The organism is Streptomyces sp. NPDC044704 (assembly GCF_056433525.1).
On sequence record NZ_JBWKGY010000002.1, the window covers coordinates 756,762 to 777,726 of the forward strand.

At 74.4% G+C, this 20,965-nt stretch carries 2 protein-coding genes; both read left to right on the plus strand.

Annotated elements, in window-relative coordinates:
- Nucleotides 1–87: 87 nt before the first annotated feature.
- Nucleotides 88–5,058, plus strand: a complete 4,971-nt coding sequence (locus AC07B0_RS07470) for a type I polyketide synthase (RefSeq protein ID WP_478897216.1) — start codon at nucleotides 88–90, stop codon at nucleotides 5,056–5,058.
- Nucleotides 5,059–5,301: 243 nt separating this feature from the next.
- On the plus strand, nucleotides 5,302–20,952 hold the full coding sequence (locus tag AC07B0_RS07475; RefSeq protein WP_478897218.1) for a type I polyketide synthase: 15,651 nt from the start codon (nucleotides 5,302–5,304) through the stop codon (nucleotides 20,950–20,952).
- Nucleotides 20,953–20,965 lie beyond the last annotated feature (13 nt).

Here is a 20,965-nt window from a genome sequence, read left to right on the forward strand (position 1 = left end):
ATCCAGGACATTCCCCGTACTCCGGGTCCCGGTGGATTCCCTAGAATTCCCGCCAAGATCTCGACCACGCGAATAGGTGAAGCGCCAGTGGCGAACGAAGCAAAGCTCCGCGAATACCTCAAGAAGGTCACGACGGATCTCGACGAGGCGTACGGACGTCTGCGGGACATCGAGAGCCAGGCCCACGAACCCATCGCCATCACGGCCATGAGTTGCCGGTTCCCGGGCGGCGTGAGGTCCCCGGAAGAACTGTGGGAACTGCTCGGTTCCGGCGGGGACGCCCTCACTGAATTCCCCACGGACCGGGGATGGGACCTGGAGCACCTGTTCTCGGACGACCCCGACGGCCAGGGCACGTCGACCACCCGTGAGGGCGGCTTCCTCAGCGGCGCCTCCGCGTTCGACGCCCATTTCTTCGGGATCTCCCCGCGTGAGGCCATGGCGATGGACCCGCAGCAGCGGCTCCTCCTGGAGACCACTTGGGAGGCCTTCGAACGGGCCGGCGTGGACCCGCACACCCTCCGCGGCAGCCAGTGCGGCGTGTTCGTCGGCATGAACGGCTCGGACTACCTCACCCCGCTCCTCGAAGCGCCCGAGGACTACGCCGGGCACCTCGGCACCGGCAACGCCTCCAGCGTCCTGTCCGGCCGCCTCTCCTACACCTTCGGCCTCGAAGGCCCCGCCGTCACCGTCGACACCGCCTGCTCGGCGTCACTCGTCGCCCTCCACCTGGCGGTCCAGGCCCTGCGGGCCGGGGAATGCTCGCTGGCCGTCGCCGGCGGCGTACACGTGATGTCCACCCCCGGGCTGTTCGTGGAGTTCAGCAAGCAGCGCGGACTGTCCTCCGACGGGCGCTGCAAGGCCTTCGCGGCGGCAGCCGACGGCTTCGGTCCGGCGGAAGGCGTCGGCGTCCTGCTCCTGGAGCGGCTCTCCGACGCACGCAAGAACGGACGCCCGGTCCTGGCCGTCGTCCGGGGCTCGGCGATCAACCAGGACGGCGCGAGCAACGGCCTGACCGCCCCGAACGGTCCCTCGCAGCAGCGCGTCATCCGACAGGCCCTCGCCAACGCCCGGCTCTCCACCGACCAGGTGGACGTGGTCGAGGCCCACGGCACCGGCACCTCGCTGGGCGACCCGATCGAGGCCCAGGCGCTGCTGGCGACGTACGGGAACGACCGACCGGCCGACCGGCCCCTGCTCCTGGGCTCGGTCAAGTCGAACATCGGCCACACCCAGGCCGCGGCCGGCGTCGCCGGGGTGATCAAGATGGTGCTGGCCATGCGGCACGGCGTCCTGCCGAAGAGCCTCCACATCGACGAGCCTTCGCCGCACGTGGACTGGACGTCCGGCGGCGTCGAACTGCTCACCGAGCGGACGGCCTGGCCCGAGACGACGCATCCCCGTCGTGCGGGGGTGTCGTCGTTCGGGTTCAGCGGGACGAACGCGCACGTGATCGTGGAGCAGGCGCCCGAGCGTGAGGTGGCTGAGGCGGCCGGGGATGTGGCGTTGCCGGTGGTGCCGTGGGTGCTGTCGGGTAAGAGTGCGGGGGCGTTGCGGGCGCAGGCGGAGCGGTTGTCGGGGTGGCTGGCGGGTGTGCCGTCGGTTGATCCGTTGGATGTGGGCTGGTCTTTGGCGTCGACTCGGGCGGGGCTGGATCACCGGGCGGTGGTGCTGGGTGACCATGCTGCTGGTGTGGGTGCGGTGGCGTCGGGTGCGCTGGCTGCGGGTGTGGTGACCGGGTCGGTCGTGGGTGGCAAGACGGTGTTCGTGTTCCCGGGGCAGGGTTCGCAGTGGGTGGGTATGGCGGCCGGGCTGCTGGACACCTCGCCCGTGTTCGCGTCGCGGATCGATGAGTGCGCGAAGGCCCTGGAGCCCTTCACCGACTGGTCGTTGGTTGAGGTGCTGCGCGGCGCCGAGGGTGCGCCGTCGTTGGACCGGGTGGATGTGGTGCAGCCTGCGCTGTTCGCGGTGATGGTGTCCCTGGCCGAGGTGTGGCGTGCGGCGGGTGTGCGTCCGGGTGCGGTGATCGGGCATTCGCAGGGTGAGATCGCTGCCGCGTGTGTCGCCGGGATCCTGTCGTTGGAGGACGCGGCCCGGGTGGTGGCTCTGCGGAGTCAGGCGATCGGCAGGGTCCTGGCCGGTCTCGGCGGCATGGTCTCCGTGCCCCTGCCGGCCGCCGAAGTCCGGGAGCGGATCGCGCCCTGGGGTGAGGAGCGGATCTCCGTCGCCGCCGTCAACGGCCCATCTTCCGTGGTCGTATCGGGCGAGGTGGAGGCCCTGGAAGAACTTCTGGCCGCCTGCGAGGCGGACGGGATACGTGCCAAGCGGATCGCGGTGGACTACGCCTCGCACTCCGCGCAGGTCGAGCTGCTCCGTGAGGAGCTCGACGAACTGCTGGCACCCGTCACCCCCCGGGCGGCCGAGGTGCCGTTCCTCTCGACCGTCACGGGCGAGTGGGTGAAGGGGCCGGAGCTGGACGGCGCCTACTGGTTCCGGAACCTTCGCCGGACGGTGGAGCTGGAGGACGCCACTCGGACGCTCCTCGGTCAGGGCTTCGGCGTGTTCATCGAGTCCAGCCCCCACCCCGTCCTCACCGTCGGCATGCAGGAGACGGTGGAGGACGCGGGCCGTGAGGCGGCGGTGCTCGGTTCGCTCCGCCGTAACGAGGGGGGTCTGGAGCGGTTCTGGCTGTCCCTGGGCGAGGCCTATGTACGCGGCGTCACCGTGGACTGGGAGGCCGTGTTCGCGGGGACGGGTGCCCGCCGGGTCGACCTGCCGACCTACGCGTTCCAGTCGCAGCGGTTCTGGCCGGAGGCCGCGCCCGTCGGGGCGGAGGCTCCGGCCGCGGAGAGCGCCGTCGACGCACGCTTCTGGGAAGCCGTCGAACGCGAGGACGTCACCGCCCTGGCCGAGGCGCTGGCCCTCGACGCCCCCGACGCGATCCACTCCCTCGGCACCGTCCTGCCCGGCCTGTCCTCCTGGCGGAAGCAGAGCCGAGAGCAGTCCACCGTCGACGGCTGGCGCTACCGGGTCACCTGGAAGCCGGCCCCCGAGCCCGCCGTCTCCCGGCTCTCCGGGGCCTGGCTGGTCGTCGTGCCCGCGGCCCTCGCCGGGCCGGCCTGCGACTCCGCGGACGGGATCCTGCGTACACTCGCCGACCGCGGCGCCGAGGTCCGTACCGTCACCGTGGCCGCCGACGCGGCCGGCCGGGACGCGGTCGCCGCCACCCTCAAGGCCGCCACCGACGGTCAGGACGACCCCGCCGGAGTCCTCTCCCTCCTCTCCCTCGGCGGCGCGGACGCCTACACCGCCGGGCTCGCGCTGTCCCAGGCCCTCGGGGACGCCGATGTGGCCGCCCCGCTGTGGTGCGTCACCCGGGGCGCGGTCGCCGCCGGCCGGTCCGACCGGATCGCGGACCCGGACCAGGCGCTCCTCTGGGGCCTCGGACGCGTCGCCTCCATGGAGCAGGGGGGCCGTTGGGGCGGTCTGATCGACCTGCCCGCGCAGGCCGACGACCGGGCCCTGGAACGCCTCGCGGGCGTCCTGGCCGGTGACGCCGCCGAGGACCAGGTCGCCGTTCGGTCCTCGGGGTTGTTCGTACGGCGTCTCGTGCGGGCCCGGCTCGCCGAGACGCCGGCCGTACGGGACTGGCGGCCCGGCGGGACGACGCTGGTCACCGGGGGTACGGGGGCGCTGGGCGCACACGTGGCCCGCTGGCTCGCCGAGAACGGCGCCGAGCACCTGGTTCTGACCAGCCGCCGCGGGCCCGACGCGCCCGGCGCCGAGGCGCTGCGGGAGGAACTCACCGCGCTCGGGACCCGGGTCACCCTCGCCGCCTGCGACGTCGCCGACCGCGACGCCCTCGCCGCGCTCCTCGCCACCATTCCCGCCGACCAGCCCCTCACCGCCGTCGTCCACACCGCGGCCGTCCTCGACGACGGGGTCATCGAGACGCTCGCCCCCGAGCAGGTCGCCGACGTCCTACGGGTCAAGGTCGACGCGACCCGCCACCTGCACGAGCTGACCCGCGACCTCGGCCTGTCCGCGTTCGTGCTGTTCTCCTCCTTCGCCGCCACCTTCGGCGCCCCCGGCCAGGGGAACCAGGCGCCCGGGAACGCGTTCCTCGACGCGTTCGCCGAGTACCGGCGCGCCGCCGGTCTGCCCGCGACCTCCCTCGCCTGGGGGCCCTGGGGCAGCGCCGACGGGGACGACAGCGCGGCGGGGGACCGGATGCGCCGTCACGGCATCCTCGCGATGCCGCCGCGGCGGGCCCTGGCCGCGCTCCAGCACGCCCTGGACCGTGACGAGAGCACCCTGACCGTCGTCGACATGGACTGGAAGCGGTTCACGCTCGCCTTCACCGCCGACCGGCCGCGACCCCTGCTGCTGGAGCTCCCCGAAGCCCGGCGGATCATCGACAGCGCGGAACGGGAGTCCGCGGAGGACCTCGCCGGGGGAGTACCGCTCGGCCGGCAGCTCGCCGGGCTCCCCGACGTCGAGCAGGAACGTCTGCTGCTGGACCTGGTCCGTACGGCCGTCGCCGCCGTCCTCGGCCATCCCGACCTCACGGCCGTCGAGGCCGGCCGGGCCTTCAAGGAGCTCGGGTTCGACTCCCTCACCTCCGTCGAGCTCCGCAACCGCCTCGGCGCGGTCAGCGGCCTGAAACTGCCCGCCAGCCTGGTCTTCGACCACCCCACCCCCGCCGCCGTCGCCGCGTACCTGCGCGCCGGGATCGTGCCCGACGCGGCGGCGGGCGGGGCACCGCTGCTGGAGGAGATCGACAAGCTGGAGGCCGTACTCGAACGGGGTACCGCCGACAACGTGGTCCGGGCCCGGGTGACGATGCGGCTCCAGTCGCTGCTGGCGAAGTGGAACGACAGCGAGGACCCGGCCGTCAGGCAGCCGGGCCCGGCCGCCCTGGACGGCTCCGCGGCGGCCCCCGGGCCCGACGGCGGCGCCGGGACTCCGGACGCCGCCGCCGACGGAGCCGGGCAGCTCCAGGACGCGAGCGACGAAGAGCTGTTCGCGTTTATCAATGACGGCCTCGGGCGTTATTGACGGCTTGCCGTTCCATTGGTGAAGATGGCCAGCCCCTGAGCAATTCCCCCGGGGGATACTGCCCCCTATGCGCCCCACCACCCAGGGGTGCATAGGGGGCAGTTAGGGGTTGTCGGGAAGATTGCACGAGAAATAGCCTGCCGCCGAGCAGTCGCTTCGCCCGGCATGTGATCCGACAAGTGGATCCGGATGTGCGGCGGCTGCCCTTCCGAGAAATCTCTCGGCTCTGCACACAGTTTTCCGATGCCGTCTGCTGCAAATGGGTGGTTGCGTTACATGGCGAATGAAGAGACGCTGCGGGACTACCTGAAGCTGGCGACAGCGGATCTGCAGCAGACGCGTCAGCGGCTTCGCGAGATCGAGGCGAAGAACCAGGACCCCATCGCCATCGTGGGCATGGGCTGCCGCTACCCCGGGGGTGCGACCTCCCCGGAGGAGCTGTGGCAGCTGGTGGCCGACGGCGTCGACGCCATCACCGGGTTCCCCGCCGAGCGCGGCTGGGACATGGAGACCGTCTACCACCCGGACCCCGAGCACCCGGGCACCAGTTACGCCAACCAGGGCGGCTTCGTCCAGGACTTCGCACGCTTCGACCCCTCGCTCTTCGGGATCTCGCCGCGCGAGGCCCTGGCGATGGACCCGCAGCAGCGGCTCCTCCTGGAGACCACGTGGGAGGCGTTCGAGCGCGCGGGCATGGACCCGACCTCGATGCGCGGCAAGCAGGTCGGCGTGTTCGTCGGCACCAGCAACCACGACTACCTGACGGCGCTGCTGAGTTCCTCCGAGAACGTGGAGGGCTACCTCGGCACCGGAAACGCGGCGAGCGTCGCCTCCGGCCGCCTGTCGTACACCTTCGGACTCGAAGGCCCCGCCGTCACCGTCGACACCGCCTGCTCGTCCTCCCTCGTCGCCCTGCACCTGGCCGTTCAGGCACTGCGCAACGGCGAGTGCTCGCTCGCCCTCGCCGGCGGCGCCACCCTGATGTCGGCGCCCGGCACGTTCATCGACTACAGCAAGCAGCGGGGCCTGGCGACCGACGGCCGCTGCAAGGCGTTCTCGCCCGACGCCGACGGTTTCAGCCTCTCCGAAGGCGTCGGCGTCCTCCTCGTGGAGCGGCTCTCCGACGCCCGCCGCAAGGGCCACCCCGTCCTCGCCGTCATCCGTGGCACCGCCGTCAACCAGGACGGCGCCAGCAACGGTCTGACCGCACCCAACGGCCCCTCGCAGCAGCGCGTCATCCTCCAGGCACTGTCCAACGCCCGCCTCGCGCCCGACCAGGTCGACGCCGTCGAGGCGCACGGCACGGGCACCGGCCTCGGCGACCCCATCGAGGCGCAGGCCATCATCGCCACGTACGGTCAGGACCGGCCCGACGGGCGGCCGCTGTGGCTGGGCTCCCTCAAGACCAACATCGGCCACGCGCAGGCCGCCGCCGGTGTCGCGGGCGTCATCAAGAGCGTCATGGCGATGCGGCACGGCATCCTGCCGCGGACCCTGCACGTGGACGAGCCGACCCCGCACGTCGACTGGTCGGCGGGCGAGGTGTCCCTGCTCACCGAGGCGCAGCCCTGGCCGCCGCACGCCGGACCCCGCCGGATCGGCGTCTCCTCCTTCGGCATGAGCGGCACCAACGCGCACGTCATCCTGGAGGGCGCCGACGAGCCCGCCGCCGACCAAGGGGCCCCCGACGGCGGCCCCGCGACCGAGCCGGCCGTCCTGCCGGTCGTACTGTCCGGCAAGACCGAGGCCGCGCTGCGCGCGCAGGCGGCCGCACTGCACGTCCACCTCACGGCCCGGCCCGGTCTCCGCGTCGAAGACGTCGCTCCCGCCCAGGCACTCACCCGCGCCGCCCTGGACCGTCGTGCGGCGGTCGTCGCGGAAGACCGCGACGAGCTGCTGGCCGGGCTCGCGGCGCTCGCCGGAGGCCTCCCCTCGGCCGACGTGGTCGAAGGGACGGCCACGGAGGGCAAGCTGGCGTTCCTGTTCACCGGACAGGGCAGCCAGCGCCTCGGCATGGGCCGTGAACTGTACGACACCTACCCGGTGTTCGCCGCCGCCCTGGACGCGGTGTGCGCACGCCTCCACCTCGAACTGCCGCTGAAGGACGTCCTGTTCGGGGCGGACGCCGGACCGCTGGACCGGACCGAGTACACCCAGCCCGCACTGTTCGCCGTCGAGGTGGCGCTGTACCGGCTGGTGGAGAGCTGGGGCCTCACGCCGGACTTCCTGTCCGGGCACTCGATCGGTGAGATCGCCGCCGCGCACGTCGCGGGGGTGTTCTCGCTGGACGACGCGTGCACGCTGGTCGCGGCGCGCGGCCGGCTGATGCAGGCACTGCCCGCCGGTGGCGTGATGATCGCCGTGGAGGCGTCGGAGGACGAGGTCCTGCCGCTGCTCACCGACCGGGTGGGCATCGCCGCCGTCAACGGTCCGCGGGCCGTCGTCATCGCCGGCGACGAGGACGCCGCGACCGCCGTCGCGCGGGCCTTCGAGGCGCAGGGCCGCAAGACCAAGCGACTGACCGTCAGCCACGCCTTCCACTCCCCGCACATGGACGGGATGCTGGACGGCTTCCGCCGGGTCGTGGAGGGGCTGTCCTTCGCCGCCCCCCGCATCCCCGTCGTCTCCAACCTGACCGGCGCCCTCGTCACCGACGAGATGGGCTCCGCCGACTACTGGGTCCGGCACGTCCGCGACACCGTCCGCTACCTCGACGGCATCCGCTGGCTGGAGAGCCGCGGCGTCACCGCGTACGTGGAGATCGGCCCCGGCGGCGTCCTCTCCGCCCTCGGCCAGGACTGCCAGACCGCGACCGGACCCCGCGCCGCCGCCTTCCTGCCCGCGCTGCGCACCGGACGGCCCGAAGCACGCTCCCTGACCGCCGCCGTCGCCGGCGCCCACGTCCGCGGGCTCTCCCCGGACTGGGCCACCCGCTTCGCCGCCACCGCCGCCGGCGCGCGTACCGTCGAGCTGCCGACGTACGCCTTCCAGCGTGACCTGTACTGGCCCCGCGACCCCTTCACCGACCTGGGCGGACCCGCCGACGGCCGCGAACTGGGCGTCACCGACGCCAAGTTCTGGGAGGTCGTCGACAGCGAGGACCTGGCCGCGCTCGCCGAGACCCTCGGCGTCGACGGCGAAGAACCCCTCAGCGGCGTGCTGCCCGCGCTCTCCGCCTGGCACCGCCGCCACCGCGACCGCGACACCGTGGGCGGCTGGCGCTACCGCATCACCTGGAAGCCCCCCACCGACCCCGCGCCCGCACCCCCGGCCGGGCACTGGCTCCTCGCCGTGCCCACCGGTCACACCGACGCCCCCTGGACCCTCGCGGCCGCCCGGGCCCTGACCGCGCGCGGAGTCACCCTCACCACGCTGACGGTCGACGGGGCGCTCGACGACCGGGCCGCCCTCGCCCACCGCATCACCGACACCCTCACCGGTCCGGCCGCGGCAGGGACGGTCGCCGGGGTGCTCTCGCTGCTCGCCCTCGACGAGCGGCCGCACCCCGAGGACCCGGCACTGACCTCCGGACTGGCCGCCACCCTCGCCCTCGTCCAGGCACTGGGCGACGCGGACGTGGACGCCCCCCTGTGGGCCGCCACCCGGGGCGCGGTGTCCACCGGCCGGACCGACCGGCTCACCAGCCCCGCCCAGGCACCGCTGTGGGGCCTCGGCCGTACGGTCGCCCTCGAACTGCCCGGCCGCTGGGGCGGCCTCGTCGACCTGCCCCCGGCGCCCGACGAGCGCGCCGCAGGCCGTCTCGCCGACGTCCTCGGCGGCATCGGCACCGAGGACCACCTCGCCGTGCGCTCCACCGGCGTCTTCGTCCGCAGGCTCACCCGCGCCCCCCGGGAACAGGCCCCCGCGGGGGAATGGACCACCTCCGGCACGGCCCTGGTCACCGGCGCCACCGGAGCGCTCGGCCGCCACGTGGCCCGCTGGCTCGTCCGGACCGGAGCCGAGCACCTGCTGCTGGTGAGCAGGAGCGGCCCCGACGCCGACGGCGCCGCCGAACTCGTCGCCGAACTCCGCGAGACGGGCGTCCTGGTCACCCTCGCGGCATGCGACGCCGCCGACCGCGACGCCATGGCCGAACTCCTCGCCACCGTCCCGGCCGAACTCCCCCTGACCACCGTCATCCACGCCGCGGGAATCCTCGACGACGGCGTCCTCGACGCGCAGACGCCCCGCCGTCTGGCACACGTCCTGCGCCCCAAGGCGCACGCGGCGAACGTCCTGCACGAGCTGACCCGCGACCAGGACCTCTCCGCGTTCGTCCTGTTCTCCTCCCTCGCCGCCGCCTTCGGCGCCGCCGGACAGGCCAACTACGCCGCCGCGAACGCCTCCCTGGACGCCCTCGCCGAGCAGCGCCGCGCCGACGGCCTGCCCGCCACCGTCATCTCCTGGGGCGCCTGGGCCGAGGGCGGCATGGCCGCCGACGGACTCGTCGCCGAACGCCTGCGGGCCGCCGGACTGCCGGCCCTCGCCCCCGAACTCGCCCTGTCGGCCCTGCACACGGCGCTCACGCTGGACGAAACCTCCTCCGTCGTCGCCGACATCGACTGGGACGTCCTCGCACCCGGCCTCACCGCCGTACGCCCCTGCCCGCTGATCTCCGACCTCCCCGAGGCCGCGCACGCCCTCGCCACCGCCACCGCACCGGACACGGCCGCCGGGGCCACCGACACCCTCGCCCGGCAGCTCGCGCAGGCCCCGGCCGCCGAACGCGACGCGCTGGCCCTGGAGTTCGTCCGCACCCAGACGGCCCTCGTACTCGGCTACCCGGGCCCCGGCTCCGTGGACCCGGCCACCGCCTTCCGGGACCTCGGCTTCGACTCCCTGACCGCGGTGGAGATCCGCAACCTCCTCACCGCCCGGACCGGCCTGCGCCTGCCCGCCACCCTGATCTTCGACTACCCCAACTCCCTGTCCCTGGCCGCCTTCCTCCAGGACGAACTCCTCGGGGCCCGGGCCGCCGAACCGGCCGGGACCACCGGCACCGGCCCGGCCGGCGGCGCCGCGACCGACGACGACCCCATCGCGATCGTCGCCATGAGCTGCCGCTTCCCCGGAGGGGTGCGCACCCCCGAGGACCTGTGGCAGCTCCTCGCCGACGGCCGGGACGCGATATCCGGCTTCCCCGCCGACCGCGGCTGGGACCTCGACGGCCTGTACGACCCCGAGTCCGTCACCGCGAACACCACCTACGTCCGCGAGGGCGGCTTCCTCACCGACGCCACCACCTTCGACCCCGGCTTCTTCGGGATCTCGCCGCGCGAGGCCCTCGCCATGGACCCGCAGCAGCGCCTGCTGCTGGAAACCTCCTGGGAGGCGTTCGAACGGGCGGGCATCGACCCCGCCACCGTCCGCGGCGAACGCATCGGCGTGTTCACCGGCACCAACGGGCAGGACTACCTCGACGTCATCCTCGCCGCCCCCGACGGCACCGAGGGCTTCCTGGGCACCGGCAACGCCGCGAGCGTAGTCTCCGGCCGCGTCAGCTACGTCCTCGGCCTGGAGGGCCCGGCGGTCACCGTCGACACCGCCTGCTCGTCCTCGCTGGTCGCCCTGCACTGGGCGATCCAGGCACTGCGGCAGGGCGAATGCACCATGGCCCTCGCCGGCGGCGTGACCGTCATGTCCACACCCGCCTCGTTCATCGACTTCAGCCGCCAGCGCGGACTGGCGGAGGACGGCCGCATCAAGGCGTTCGCCGCGGCCGCCGACGGCACCGGCTGGGGCGAGGGCCTCGGCATGCTCCTCGTCGAACGGCTCTCCGACGCCCGCCGCAATGGCCACCCCGTCCTCGCCCTGGTACGGGGCTCCGCGGTCAACCAGGACGGCGCCAGCAACGGCCTCACCGCCCCGAACGGCCCCTCGCAGCAGCGCGTCATCCGGCAGGCCCTCCACAGCGCGGGCCTGTCCGCCGCCGACGTGGACGCCGTCGAGGCCCACGGCACCGGCACCCGGCTCGGCGACCCCATCGAAGCGCAGGCACTGCTCGCCACGTACGGGCAGAACCGCCCCGACGGGCGGCCCCTGCTGCTCGGCTCCATCAAGTCGAACATGGGCCACACGCAGGCCGCCGCCGGTGTCGCCGGCGTGATGAAGATGGTGCTCGCCATGCAGCACGGGCTGCTGCCGCGGACCCTGCACGTCGACGGGCCGACCCCGCACGTCGACTGGACGGCCGGTGACGTCGCCCTGCTCACCGAACGGGTGGAATGGCCCGAGACCGGACGCCCGCGCCGGGCGGGCGTCTCCTCGTTCGGCATTAGCGGCACCAACGCCCACACCATCATCGAACAGGCACCGGACACCGCACCGCCCGCACCGCCCGCATCCCCGGACACCGCCCCGCTGCCCTGGATCCTCTCCGCCAAGAACCCGGATGCCCTCCGCGACCAGGCCCGCCGCCTGCACGCCCACGCCGCCCGGCACCCCGAACTGCGCCCCGCCGAAATCGGCTTCTCCCTCGCCGTCGGCCGCGCCGCCTTCGAGCACCGCGCCGCCGTAGTGGCCGCGGACCGTACCGTGCTCCTCGCGGCACTGGAAACGCTGGCCGCCGGGGGATCGGCCGCTGGACTCGTGGAAGGTACCCCGACCGGGGGCAAGACCGCCTTCCTGTTCACCGGGCAGGGCAGCCAGCGCCTCGGGACGGGGCGGGAACTGTACGACACCCAGTCGGTGTTCGCGGACGCGCTCGACGCGGTCTGTGCCCGGATGGACAGCGGGCTAGAACTTCCGCTGAAGGAGGTGCTGTTCGGCGCGGACGCCGGTCTGCTGGACCGGACGGAGTATGCGCAGCCCGCGCTGTTCGCCGTCGAGGTGGCGCTGTTCCGTCTGCTCGAGTCGTGGGGTGTGCGGCCGGACTTCCTGTCGGGGCACTCCATCGGTGAGATCGCAGCCGCGCACGTCGCGGGTGTGCTGACGCTGGAGGACGCGTGCACGCTGGTGGCGGCGCGCGGTCGGCTGATGCAGGCGTTGCCGTCCGGTGGTGTGATGGTCGCGGTGGAGGCGTCGGAGGACGAGGTCCTGCCGCTGCTGACGGACCGGGTGAGCATCGCGGCGGTCAACGGACCGCGGTCGGTGGTCGTCGCGGGTGACGAGGACGCGGTGACCGCGGTCGCGGAGTCCTTCCCCGGCCGCAAGACCAAGAAGCTGACGGTCAGCCACGCGTTCCATTCGCCGCACATGGACGGCATGTTGGACGACTTCCGCCAGGTCGTGGAGGGACTTTCGTTCTCGGCGCCGCACGTTCCGGTGGTGTCGAACCTGACCGGTGGCCTGGTGTCGGACGAGATGGGTTCGGCGGAGTTCTGGGTCCGGCACGTCCGCGAGGCGGTCCGGTTCCTTGATGGTGTTCGTGTTCTGGAGGCGGCCGGAGTCAGTGCGTTCGTCGAGCTGGGTCCGGACGGGGTGCTGTCCGCGCTGGCTCAGGGCTGTGTCGAGCAGGACGGCGCCGTGTTCGTGCCGTTGCTCCGCAAGGGGCGTCCTGAGGCGGAGGCGGTCGTCGCCGCGCTCGCGCGGGCTCATGTGCACGGTGTCCGTGTCGACTGGCATGGATTCTTCGCCGGGACCGGCACCCGCCGCGTCGACCTGCCCACCTACCCCTTCCAACGGCAGCGCTACTGGCCGGCGATCTCCTCCCTCTACCTCGGGGACGTCGAGGCTCTGGGCCTCGACGACACCGCCCACCCGCTCCTCAGCGCCGGCGTCGCCCTCCCCGAGTCCGACGCCATGGTGTTCGCCGGACGCCTCGCCCTGTCCACCCACCCCTGGCTCGCCGACCACGCCATCCTCGGCAGCGTCCTGCTCCCCGGCACCGCCTTCGTGGAACTCGCTACCCGCGCCGGCGACCAGGTCGGCTGCGACCACCTCGAGGAACTCACCCTCGAAGCACCCCTCGTACTCCCCGAACGGGGCGGCGTACGACTGCGCGTATGGGTCGGCGCCGCCGACGGAACCGGCCGCCGGCCGTTCGCCCTGCACTCCCGGGCCGACGGCCTGGCAGCCGAGGAACCCTGGACGCGGCACGCCGCCGGCGTGCTGGCCGAAGGCGCCCGCCCCGCAGCCGACTTCGACCTGACCGCCTGGCCCCCGGCCGGCGCCACCGACATCCCGCTCGACGGCCGCTACGACGCCCTCGACGACATCGGATTCGCCTACGGACCCACCTTCCGCGGCCTGCGCAGCGCATGGCAGCTCGACGGCGCGGTGTACGCCGAAGTCGCACTCCCCGAGGGCGCCGGGGACCGGGCGGGCGGCTTCGGCCTGCACCCCGCACTGCTCGACTCGGCCCTGCACGCCATCGGCCTGGACGGCATCGGAGCCGACGACGGCCGGGGCCGACTGCCCTTCGCCTGGTCCGGGGTGTCGCTGTACGCGGGCGGGGCGAGCGAGCTGCGCGTCCGCCTCACCCCGGCCGGCGCCGAAGGGGTCCGACTGGAGATCTGCGACGCCTCCGGCGCCCCCGTCGCGGCCGTCGAGTCGCTCGGGCTGCGCCCGGTCTCCGCCGACCAGCTGCGCGCGGCACGCGCCACCTACCACGAGTCCGTGTTCCGGCAGCAGTGGACCGAACTCACCGGCCTCGGCATCCCGGACCCGGCGCCCACGACCCGGTACGCGCTCCTCGGCGACACCGCAGCGCAACCGCCCGGCACCGCGGACGCGACCCCCTGGGCCGACGCCGCCCACTACCCGGACCTGGCCGCGCTGGCCGCCGCCGTCGACGGGGGAGAGCCCGTACCGGACGAGGTCCTCGTCCACCTCACCCAGACGGCCGCCCCCCTGACCGCCGCCGCCGTGCACGGGGCCGCGCACGACGCCCTCGCCCTGGCCCGGGCATGGCTCGCCGACGAACGGTTCGCCGCCGCCCGGCTGGTGTACGTCACCCGTGGCGCCGTGGCCGCCGCGCCGGACGAGGACGTGAACGACCTCGCCGCCGCCACCGTGTGGGGCCTGCTGCGGTCCGCGCAGACCGAGAACCCCGGCCGGATCGTCCTGATCGACACCGACCCGGCCACCGGGAACGGTCCCGCGCTGCCCGCCGCGCTCACCTCCGACGAGGAGGAACGCTTCGCCCTGCGCGAAGGCGCCGTACTCGTCCCCCGCCTCGCCCGCGTCGAGACCGGACGGGAAGCAACCGCCCCGGCCTTCGGGCCCGACGGCACGGTACTGGTCACCGGCGCCACCGGCGCCCTGGGCGGGCTCGTCGCCCGGCACCTCGCCGCCGGCCACGGCGTGCGCCGCCTGCTCCTCGTCGGCCGGCGCGGCGCCGAAGCCCCCGGCGCCGCCGAACTCACCGCCGCACTCGCCGAGTCCGGCGCCACGGCCACCTGGGCGGCCTGCGACGTCGCCGACCGGGACGCCCTCGCCGCCGTCCTCGCCGCGATCCCCGCGGAGCAGCCGCTCACCGCGGTCGTCCACACCGCCGGGATCCTCGACGACGGGATCCTCTCCTCGCTGACCCCCGACCGGCTCTCCGCGGTCCTGCGCCCCAAGGTCGACGCGGCCTGGAACCTGCACGAACTCACCCGGGACCGGGACCTCTCCGCGTTCGTGCTGTTCTCCTCCACCTCCGGCCTGTTCGGAGGCCCCGGCCAGGGTAACTACGCCGCCGCGAACTCCTTCCTGGACGCCCTCGCCCAGCACCGGCGCGCCCGGGGCCTCCCGGCCTCGGCCCTCGCCTGGGGCCTGTGGTCCGTGGCCGACGGCATGGCCGGCGCCCTGGACGCCGCCGACGTCAACCGCATGCGCCGGGCCGGACTGCCCCCGCTGACCGCCGCCGACGGCCTCGGCCTGTTCGACACCGCGGTCCGCCTCGACGAGGCCGCCGTGGCCCTCATGCGCGTCGACACCGAAGCCCTCCGCCCCCAGGCGGCCGCGGGCACCATCGCTCCGCTGCTCCGCGGCCTCGTACGGGGCGTCGCCCGCCGGTCCGCGGCCACCGCCGCCGCCGGCACCGAGTCCGAGCTGCGGGCCCGCCTGGCCGGACTGTCCGCCGCCGAACGGGACCGCACCCTGCTGGATCTGGTCCGTACGCAGGTAGCGGCCGTACTCGGACACGCCGGCCCCGGCGCCGTCGAGTCGGGCCGGGCCTTCAAGGAACTGGGCTTCGACTCCCTCACCGCCGTTGAACTGCGCAACCGGCTGGCCGCCGCCACCGCGCTGCGCCTGCCCGCCACCCTGATCTTCGACTACCCGGACCCGACCGTCCTCGCCCGGCACCTGCGCACCGAGCTGACCGGCGACGGCGAGCCGGAACCCGACGCGGCCGCCGCCGGACCCGCGGCGCCCACCGCCGGAGCCGACGACGAGCCCATCGCCATCGTCGCCATGAGCTGCCGCTACCCCGGCGACCTCCGCACCCCCGAGGACCTCTGGCAGCTCCTGACCGCCGGCGAGGACGGCATCACCCGCCTCCCCGAGAACCGCGGCTGGGACACCGACGCCCTCTACCACCCCGACCCCGAGCACCCGGGCACCTCGTACGCCCGCGAGGGCGGCTTCCTCCACGACGCCGCCGAATTCGACGCCTCGTTCTTCGGGATCTCCCCGCGCGAGGCCCTCGCCATGGACCCCCAGCAGCGCCTCCTGCTGGAGACCACCTGGGAGGTCTTCGAACGGGCCGGCATCGCACCGTCATCGGTGCGCGGCAGTCGTACGGGCGTCTTCGCGGGCGTCATGTACCACGACTACGGCGCCCGCCTGCACGCCGTACCCGACGGGGTCGAGGGCTACCTCGGCACCGGCAGCTCCAGCAGCATCGTGTCGGGCCGCGTCGCCTACACCTTCGGTCTGGAGGGCCCGGCGGTCACCGTCGACACGGCCTGCTCCTCCTCGCTCGTCGCCCTGCACCTCGCCGCCCAGGCCCTGCGCGGCGGCGAATGCTCCCTCGCCCTCGCGGGCGGAGTCACCGTGATGTTCACGCCCGGTACCTTCATCGAGTTCAGCCGCCAGCGCGGGCTCGCCGCGGACGGCCGCTGCAAGTCCTTCGCGGCGGCCGCCGACGGCACGGGCTGGGGCGAGGGCGCGGGCATGCTGCTCCTGGAGCGGCTCTCCGACGCCCGCCGCAACGGCCACCAGGTCCTGGCCGTGCTCCGCGGCTCCGCCGTCAACCAGGACGGCGCCAGCAACGGCCTCACCGCCCCGAACGGGCCCTCGCAGCAGCGCGTCATCCGGCAGGCCCTCGCCAACGCCGGCCTGACCGCCGCCGACGTCGACGCCGTCGAGGCCCACGGCACCGGCACGACGCTCGGCGACCCCATCGAAGCCCAGGCGCTGCTGGCCACGTACGGCCGCGAGCACACCGGCGACCGGCCGCTGCTGCTCGGCTCCGTCAAGTCCAACCTCGGCCACACCCAGGCCGCCGCCGGCGTCGCAGGCGTCATCAAGATGGTCATGGCGATGCGCCACGGAGTCCTGCCCAAGACCCTCCACGTCGACGAGCCGACCCCGCACGTCGACTGGTCGGCGGGCGCGGTGTCCCTCCTCACCGAGCAGGTGGACTGGCCCGACACCGGCCGGCCGCGCCGCGCGGGCGTCTCCTCCTTCGGCATCAGCGGGACGAACGCGCACGCCGTCATCGAACAGGCCCCGGAGGAGGCCCGCCAACTGGCCCCGCAGCAGGCCCCGCGGCCCGAACCGGCTGTGGCAGGGGCACCGTTCGTCCCCGTCGTGCTGTCGGCCCGGGACGGGGACGCGCTGCGCGCCCAGGCCCGCCGGCTCCACACCCGCGTCCACGCCGACGCGGACCTGCGCACCGCCGACGTCGCGCTCTCCCTGGCGACGACCCGCTCCGCCCTCGAACAGCGCGCCGCGCTGGTGGCGGCGGACCGTACGGAACTGCTCCGCGCGCTGGACGCGCTCGCCCGTGGCGAGGACGCCCCCGCACTGGTCCGGGGGACCGCACGCGAGGGCCAGGTCGCGTTCCTGTTCACCGGGCAGGGCAGTCAGCGCCTCGGCATGGGACGTGAACTCCACGACACCCACCCCGCGTTCGCGGACGCCTTCGACGAGGTCTGCGCCGAACTGGACCGCCACCTCGAACGTCCCCTGAAGGACGTGGTGTTCGGCTCCGATCCGGCCCTCCTGGACCGGACCGCCCACACCCAGCCCGCCCTCTTCGCACTGGAAGTGGCCCTGTTCCGGCTCCTCACGAGCTGGGGGCTGCGGCCCGACGTCCTGGCCGGACACTCCGTCGGCGAGATCGCCGCCGCCCACGTCGCGGGAGTCCTCTCCCTCCAGGACGCCGCCGAACTGGTCGCAGCCCGCGGCCGGTTGATGCAGGAGCTCCCCGCCGGCGGCGCGATGACCGCACTCCAGGCCACGGAGGAGGAGGTCCTGCCGCTGCTCACCGACCGGGTGGGCATCGCCGCGGTCAACGGCCCCCGCTCGGTCGTGGTGGCCGGCGACGAGGACGCCGTGGCCGCCATCGCCGCGGCCTTCGAAGCGCGGGGCCGCAAGACCAAGAGGCTCACGGTCAGTCACGCCTTCCACTCGCCGCACATGGACGGCATGCTGGCCGACTTCCGCAAGGTCGCCGAGGGCCTCCTCTACGCCGCCCCGAGCATCCCCGTCGTCTCGAACCTCACCGGCGCCCTCGTCACCGACGAGATGGGCTCCGCCGACTTCTGGGTCCGCCACGTCCGCGAGCCCGTCCGCTTCCTCGACGGAGTGCGCGCCCTCGACGCCACCGGCGTGACCACGTACGTCGAACTCGGCCCCGACGGCACCCTGTCCGCACTCGTCCAGGACTGCCTGACCGACCCCGCCGACCCCGCGGCACCCGCCGAGCCGGCCGAGCCGGCCGTGTGCGTGCCCCTGCTCCGCAAGGGCCGCCCCGAAACGGAAGCGCTCACGGCCGCCCTCGCCCGGGCACACGTCCACGGCGTCACCCCCGACTGGCCGGCGTACTTCGCCGGCACCGGCGCCCGCCGCGTCGACCTGCCCACCTACGCCTTCCAGCGCAAGCGCTACTGGCTCGACGTCGGCGTCTCCGTCGAGGACGTGCTCGCGGCCGGCCTCGACACGCCCGGCCACCCGCTCCTCGGCGCCACCCTCCCCCTGCCCGCCTCCGACGGCCTCGTCCTCACCGGGCGCCTCGCCCTCACCACCCACCCCTGGCTGGCCGACCACACGGTCATGGACACCGTCCTGCTGCCCGGCACCGCCTTCGTCGAACTGGCCCTGCGGGCCGGCGCGGAGGTCGGCTGCGACACCGTCGAGGAACTGGCCATCGAGGCCCCGCTCACCCTCGCCGAGCAGGGCGGAGTCCAGCTCCAGCTGGCCGTCGACGCCGCCGACGGGACGGGCCGGCGCCCCCTGGCCCTGCACTCCCGCCCGGCCGACGCCCCCGCGGAAGAGCCGTGGACGCGCCACGCCACCGGAGTGCTCGCCCCCGCCGCACCTCCCCGTACCTTCGACCTGGCCCAGTGGCCGCCGGCCGGCGCCGAACCCGTACCCACCGAAGGCTTCTACCCGGCCGCGGCCGCGGCGGGCCTCGGCTACGGGCCGGTGTTCCAGGGGCTGCGCGCGGCCTGGCGGCGCGACGGCGAACTGTTCGCCGAGGTCGCCCTCGACGAAGCCTCCTCGGGCGACGCCGACGCCTACGGACTGCACCCGGCGCTCCTGGACGCCGCCCTGCACGCCATCGGCCTCGGTCTGCCCGCCACCCCCGGCGGCGACTCCGCGGAAGGGGCTCGACTGCCCTTCGCCTGGACCGGCGTACGCCTGTACGCCGCCGGAGCGACCGGCCTGCGCGTCCGGATCACCAGCGCGGGGTCCGGCGGGGTCGCCCTGGACGTCGCGGACTCCACCGGCGCCCCGGTGGCCTCGGTCGACTCCCTGATCCTGCGCCCGGTCTCCGCCGCGCAGCTCGGCGCCGACCGTACCGCCCACCACGAGTCCCTGTTCGGTGTGGAATGGGCGAAGCTGCCCCTCGCCCCGGGCGCCCTTCCGGCCGGCGAGCGGTGGGCGGTACTGGGCGAGGACCAGGCGGGCTTCCGCATCGCGGGCGCCCCCCTCGACGTCCACCCCGGCCTGGCCGCGCTGCGCGGGGCACTCGCCGCCGGGGCCCCGGCCCCGGACGTCGTGATCGTCCCGCTGTCCGCGGTGGCCACCGCGGGCGGCCGGGCGGCCGCCGCCAGGACCGCGGCCCACCACGCGCTCGCCCTCGTCAAGGAGTGGCTGGCCGACGAACACCTCGACGCGTCCCGGCTGGTCCTCCTCACCGAGGGCACGGTGGCCGCCGTACCCGGCGAACACGTCACCGACCTGGCCCACGCCCCCGTGTGGGGACTGGTGCGGTCGGCGCAGTCGGAGAACCCCGGCCGGTTCGTCCTCGCCGACACCGACGGCTCCGACGCCTCCCTCGGAGCGCTGGCCGCCGCCCTGGCGGGCGACGAACCGCAGCTGGCCCTGCGGGCCGGTGAGGCGTACGCCTTCCGCCTGCGCCGCATCACCCGCACCGCCTCCGCACCGGACCCGGACGGCACCGCCGGTACCGACCCCGGCCGCGAACACCCGGCGATCGACCCCACGGGCACGGTCCTCGTCACCGGAGCGAGCGGTACCCTCGGCGGGCTCTTCGCCCGCCACCTGGCCGAAGCGCACGGCGTACGGAACCTGCTGCTGCTCAGCCGCCGCGGCGACGCGGCACCCGGCGCGGCCCGCCTGACGCGCGCCCTGCGCGCGTCCGGCACGGACGTCACCTGGGCGGCGTGCGACGCCGCCGACCGGGACGCCCTGGCCGCCGTACTGGCCGCGGTACCCGCCGACCGGCCGCTGACCGCGGTCGTCCACACCGCGGGCGTCCTGGACGACGGGATCATCGACTCCCTCACGCCCGAACGCCTCGACACCGTCCTGCGGCCCAAGGTCGACGCGGCCTGGAACCTGCACGAACTGACCGAGGGCAGCGCCCTCTCCGCGTTCGTGCTGTTCTCCTCGGTCGCCGGCTGCTTCGGCGCCGCCGGACAGGCCAACTACGCCGCCGCGAACGCCTTCCTGGACGCCCTCGCCCAGCACCGCACGGCCCGCGGCCTGGCCGGCAGCTCCCTCGCCTGGGGCCTGTGGGCCACCGACGACGGCATGGCCGGAGCCCTCGACGCGGCCGACCTGACCCGCATGGCCCGCTCCGGAGTCGGCGCGCTCACCCCCGCCGAGGGACTCGCCCTCTTCGACACCTCCCGCACCCTGGACGAGGCCGTCCTCGTCCCCATGCGGATCGAACCGGCCGTACTGCGCGCCCAGGCCGCCGACGGAACGCTGCCACCGCTGCTGCGCTCCCTCGTACGCACCCCCGCCCGCCGGGCCGCGGACACCACGGCCCGGACCGCCGCCCGGACCGCCGCCGAACCCGCGGACTCCCTCCGGGAGCGGCTGGCCGGCCTCCCGGCCACCGAACGCGAGCGGACACTGCGGGACCTGGTCCGCACCCAGGTCGCGGCCGTCCTCGGCCACGGCACCCCCGACGACGTCGACGCCGGCCGGGGCTTCCTCGACCTGGGCTTCGACTCCCTCACCGCCGTCGACCTGCGCAACCGGCTCACCGCCGCCTCCGGGCTGCGACTGCCCGTCACGCTGATCTTCGACTACCCGTCGCCCGCGGCGCTCGCCGCGTACGTCGGGGAACGGCTCGGCCAGGGCGGGAACAGCCGGCCGCCCGTCCACGCGGAACTCGACAAGCTCGAAACGATCCTCTCGGCCGTCGCCCCCGACGACGCCGAACGCGCGGGCATCACCGCCCGGCTGCGCGACCTTCTGGCGAAGTGGAACGACACGCACAGTGCACAGGACACCAGCGAAGGCGCCGCCGAAGAGCGCGACATCCAGTCCGCCACGGCCGACGAACTCTTCGACCTCCTCGACGACGAACTCGGCCTGTCCTGACCACCGGACGCGG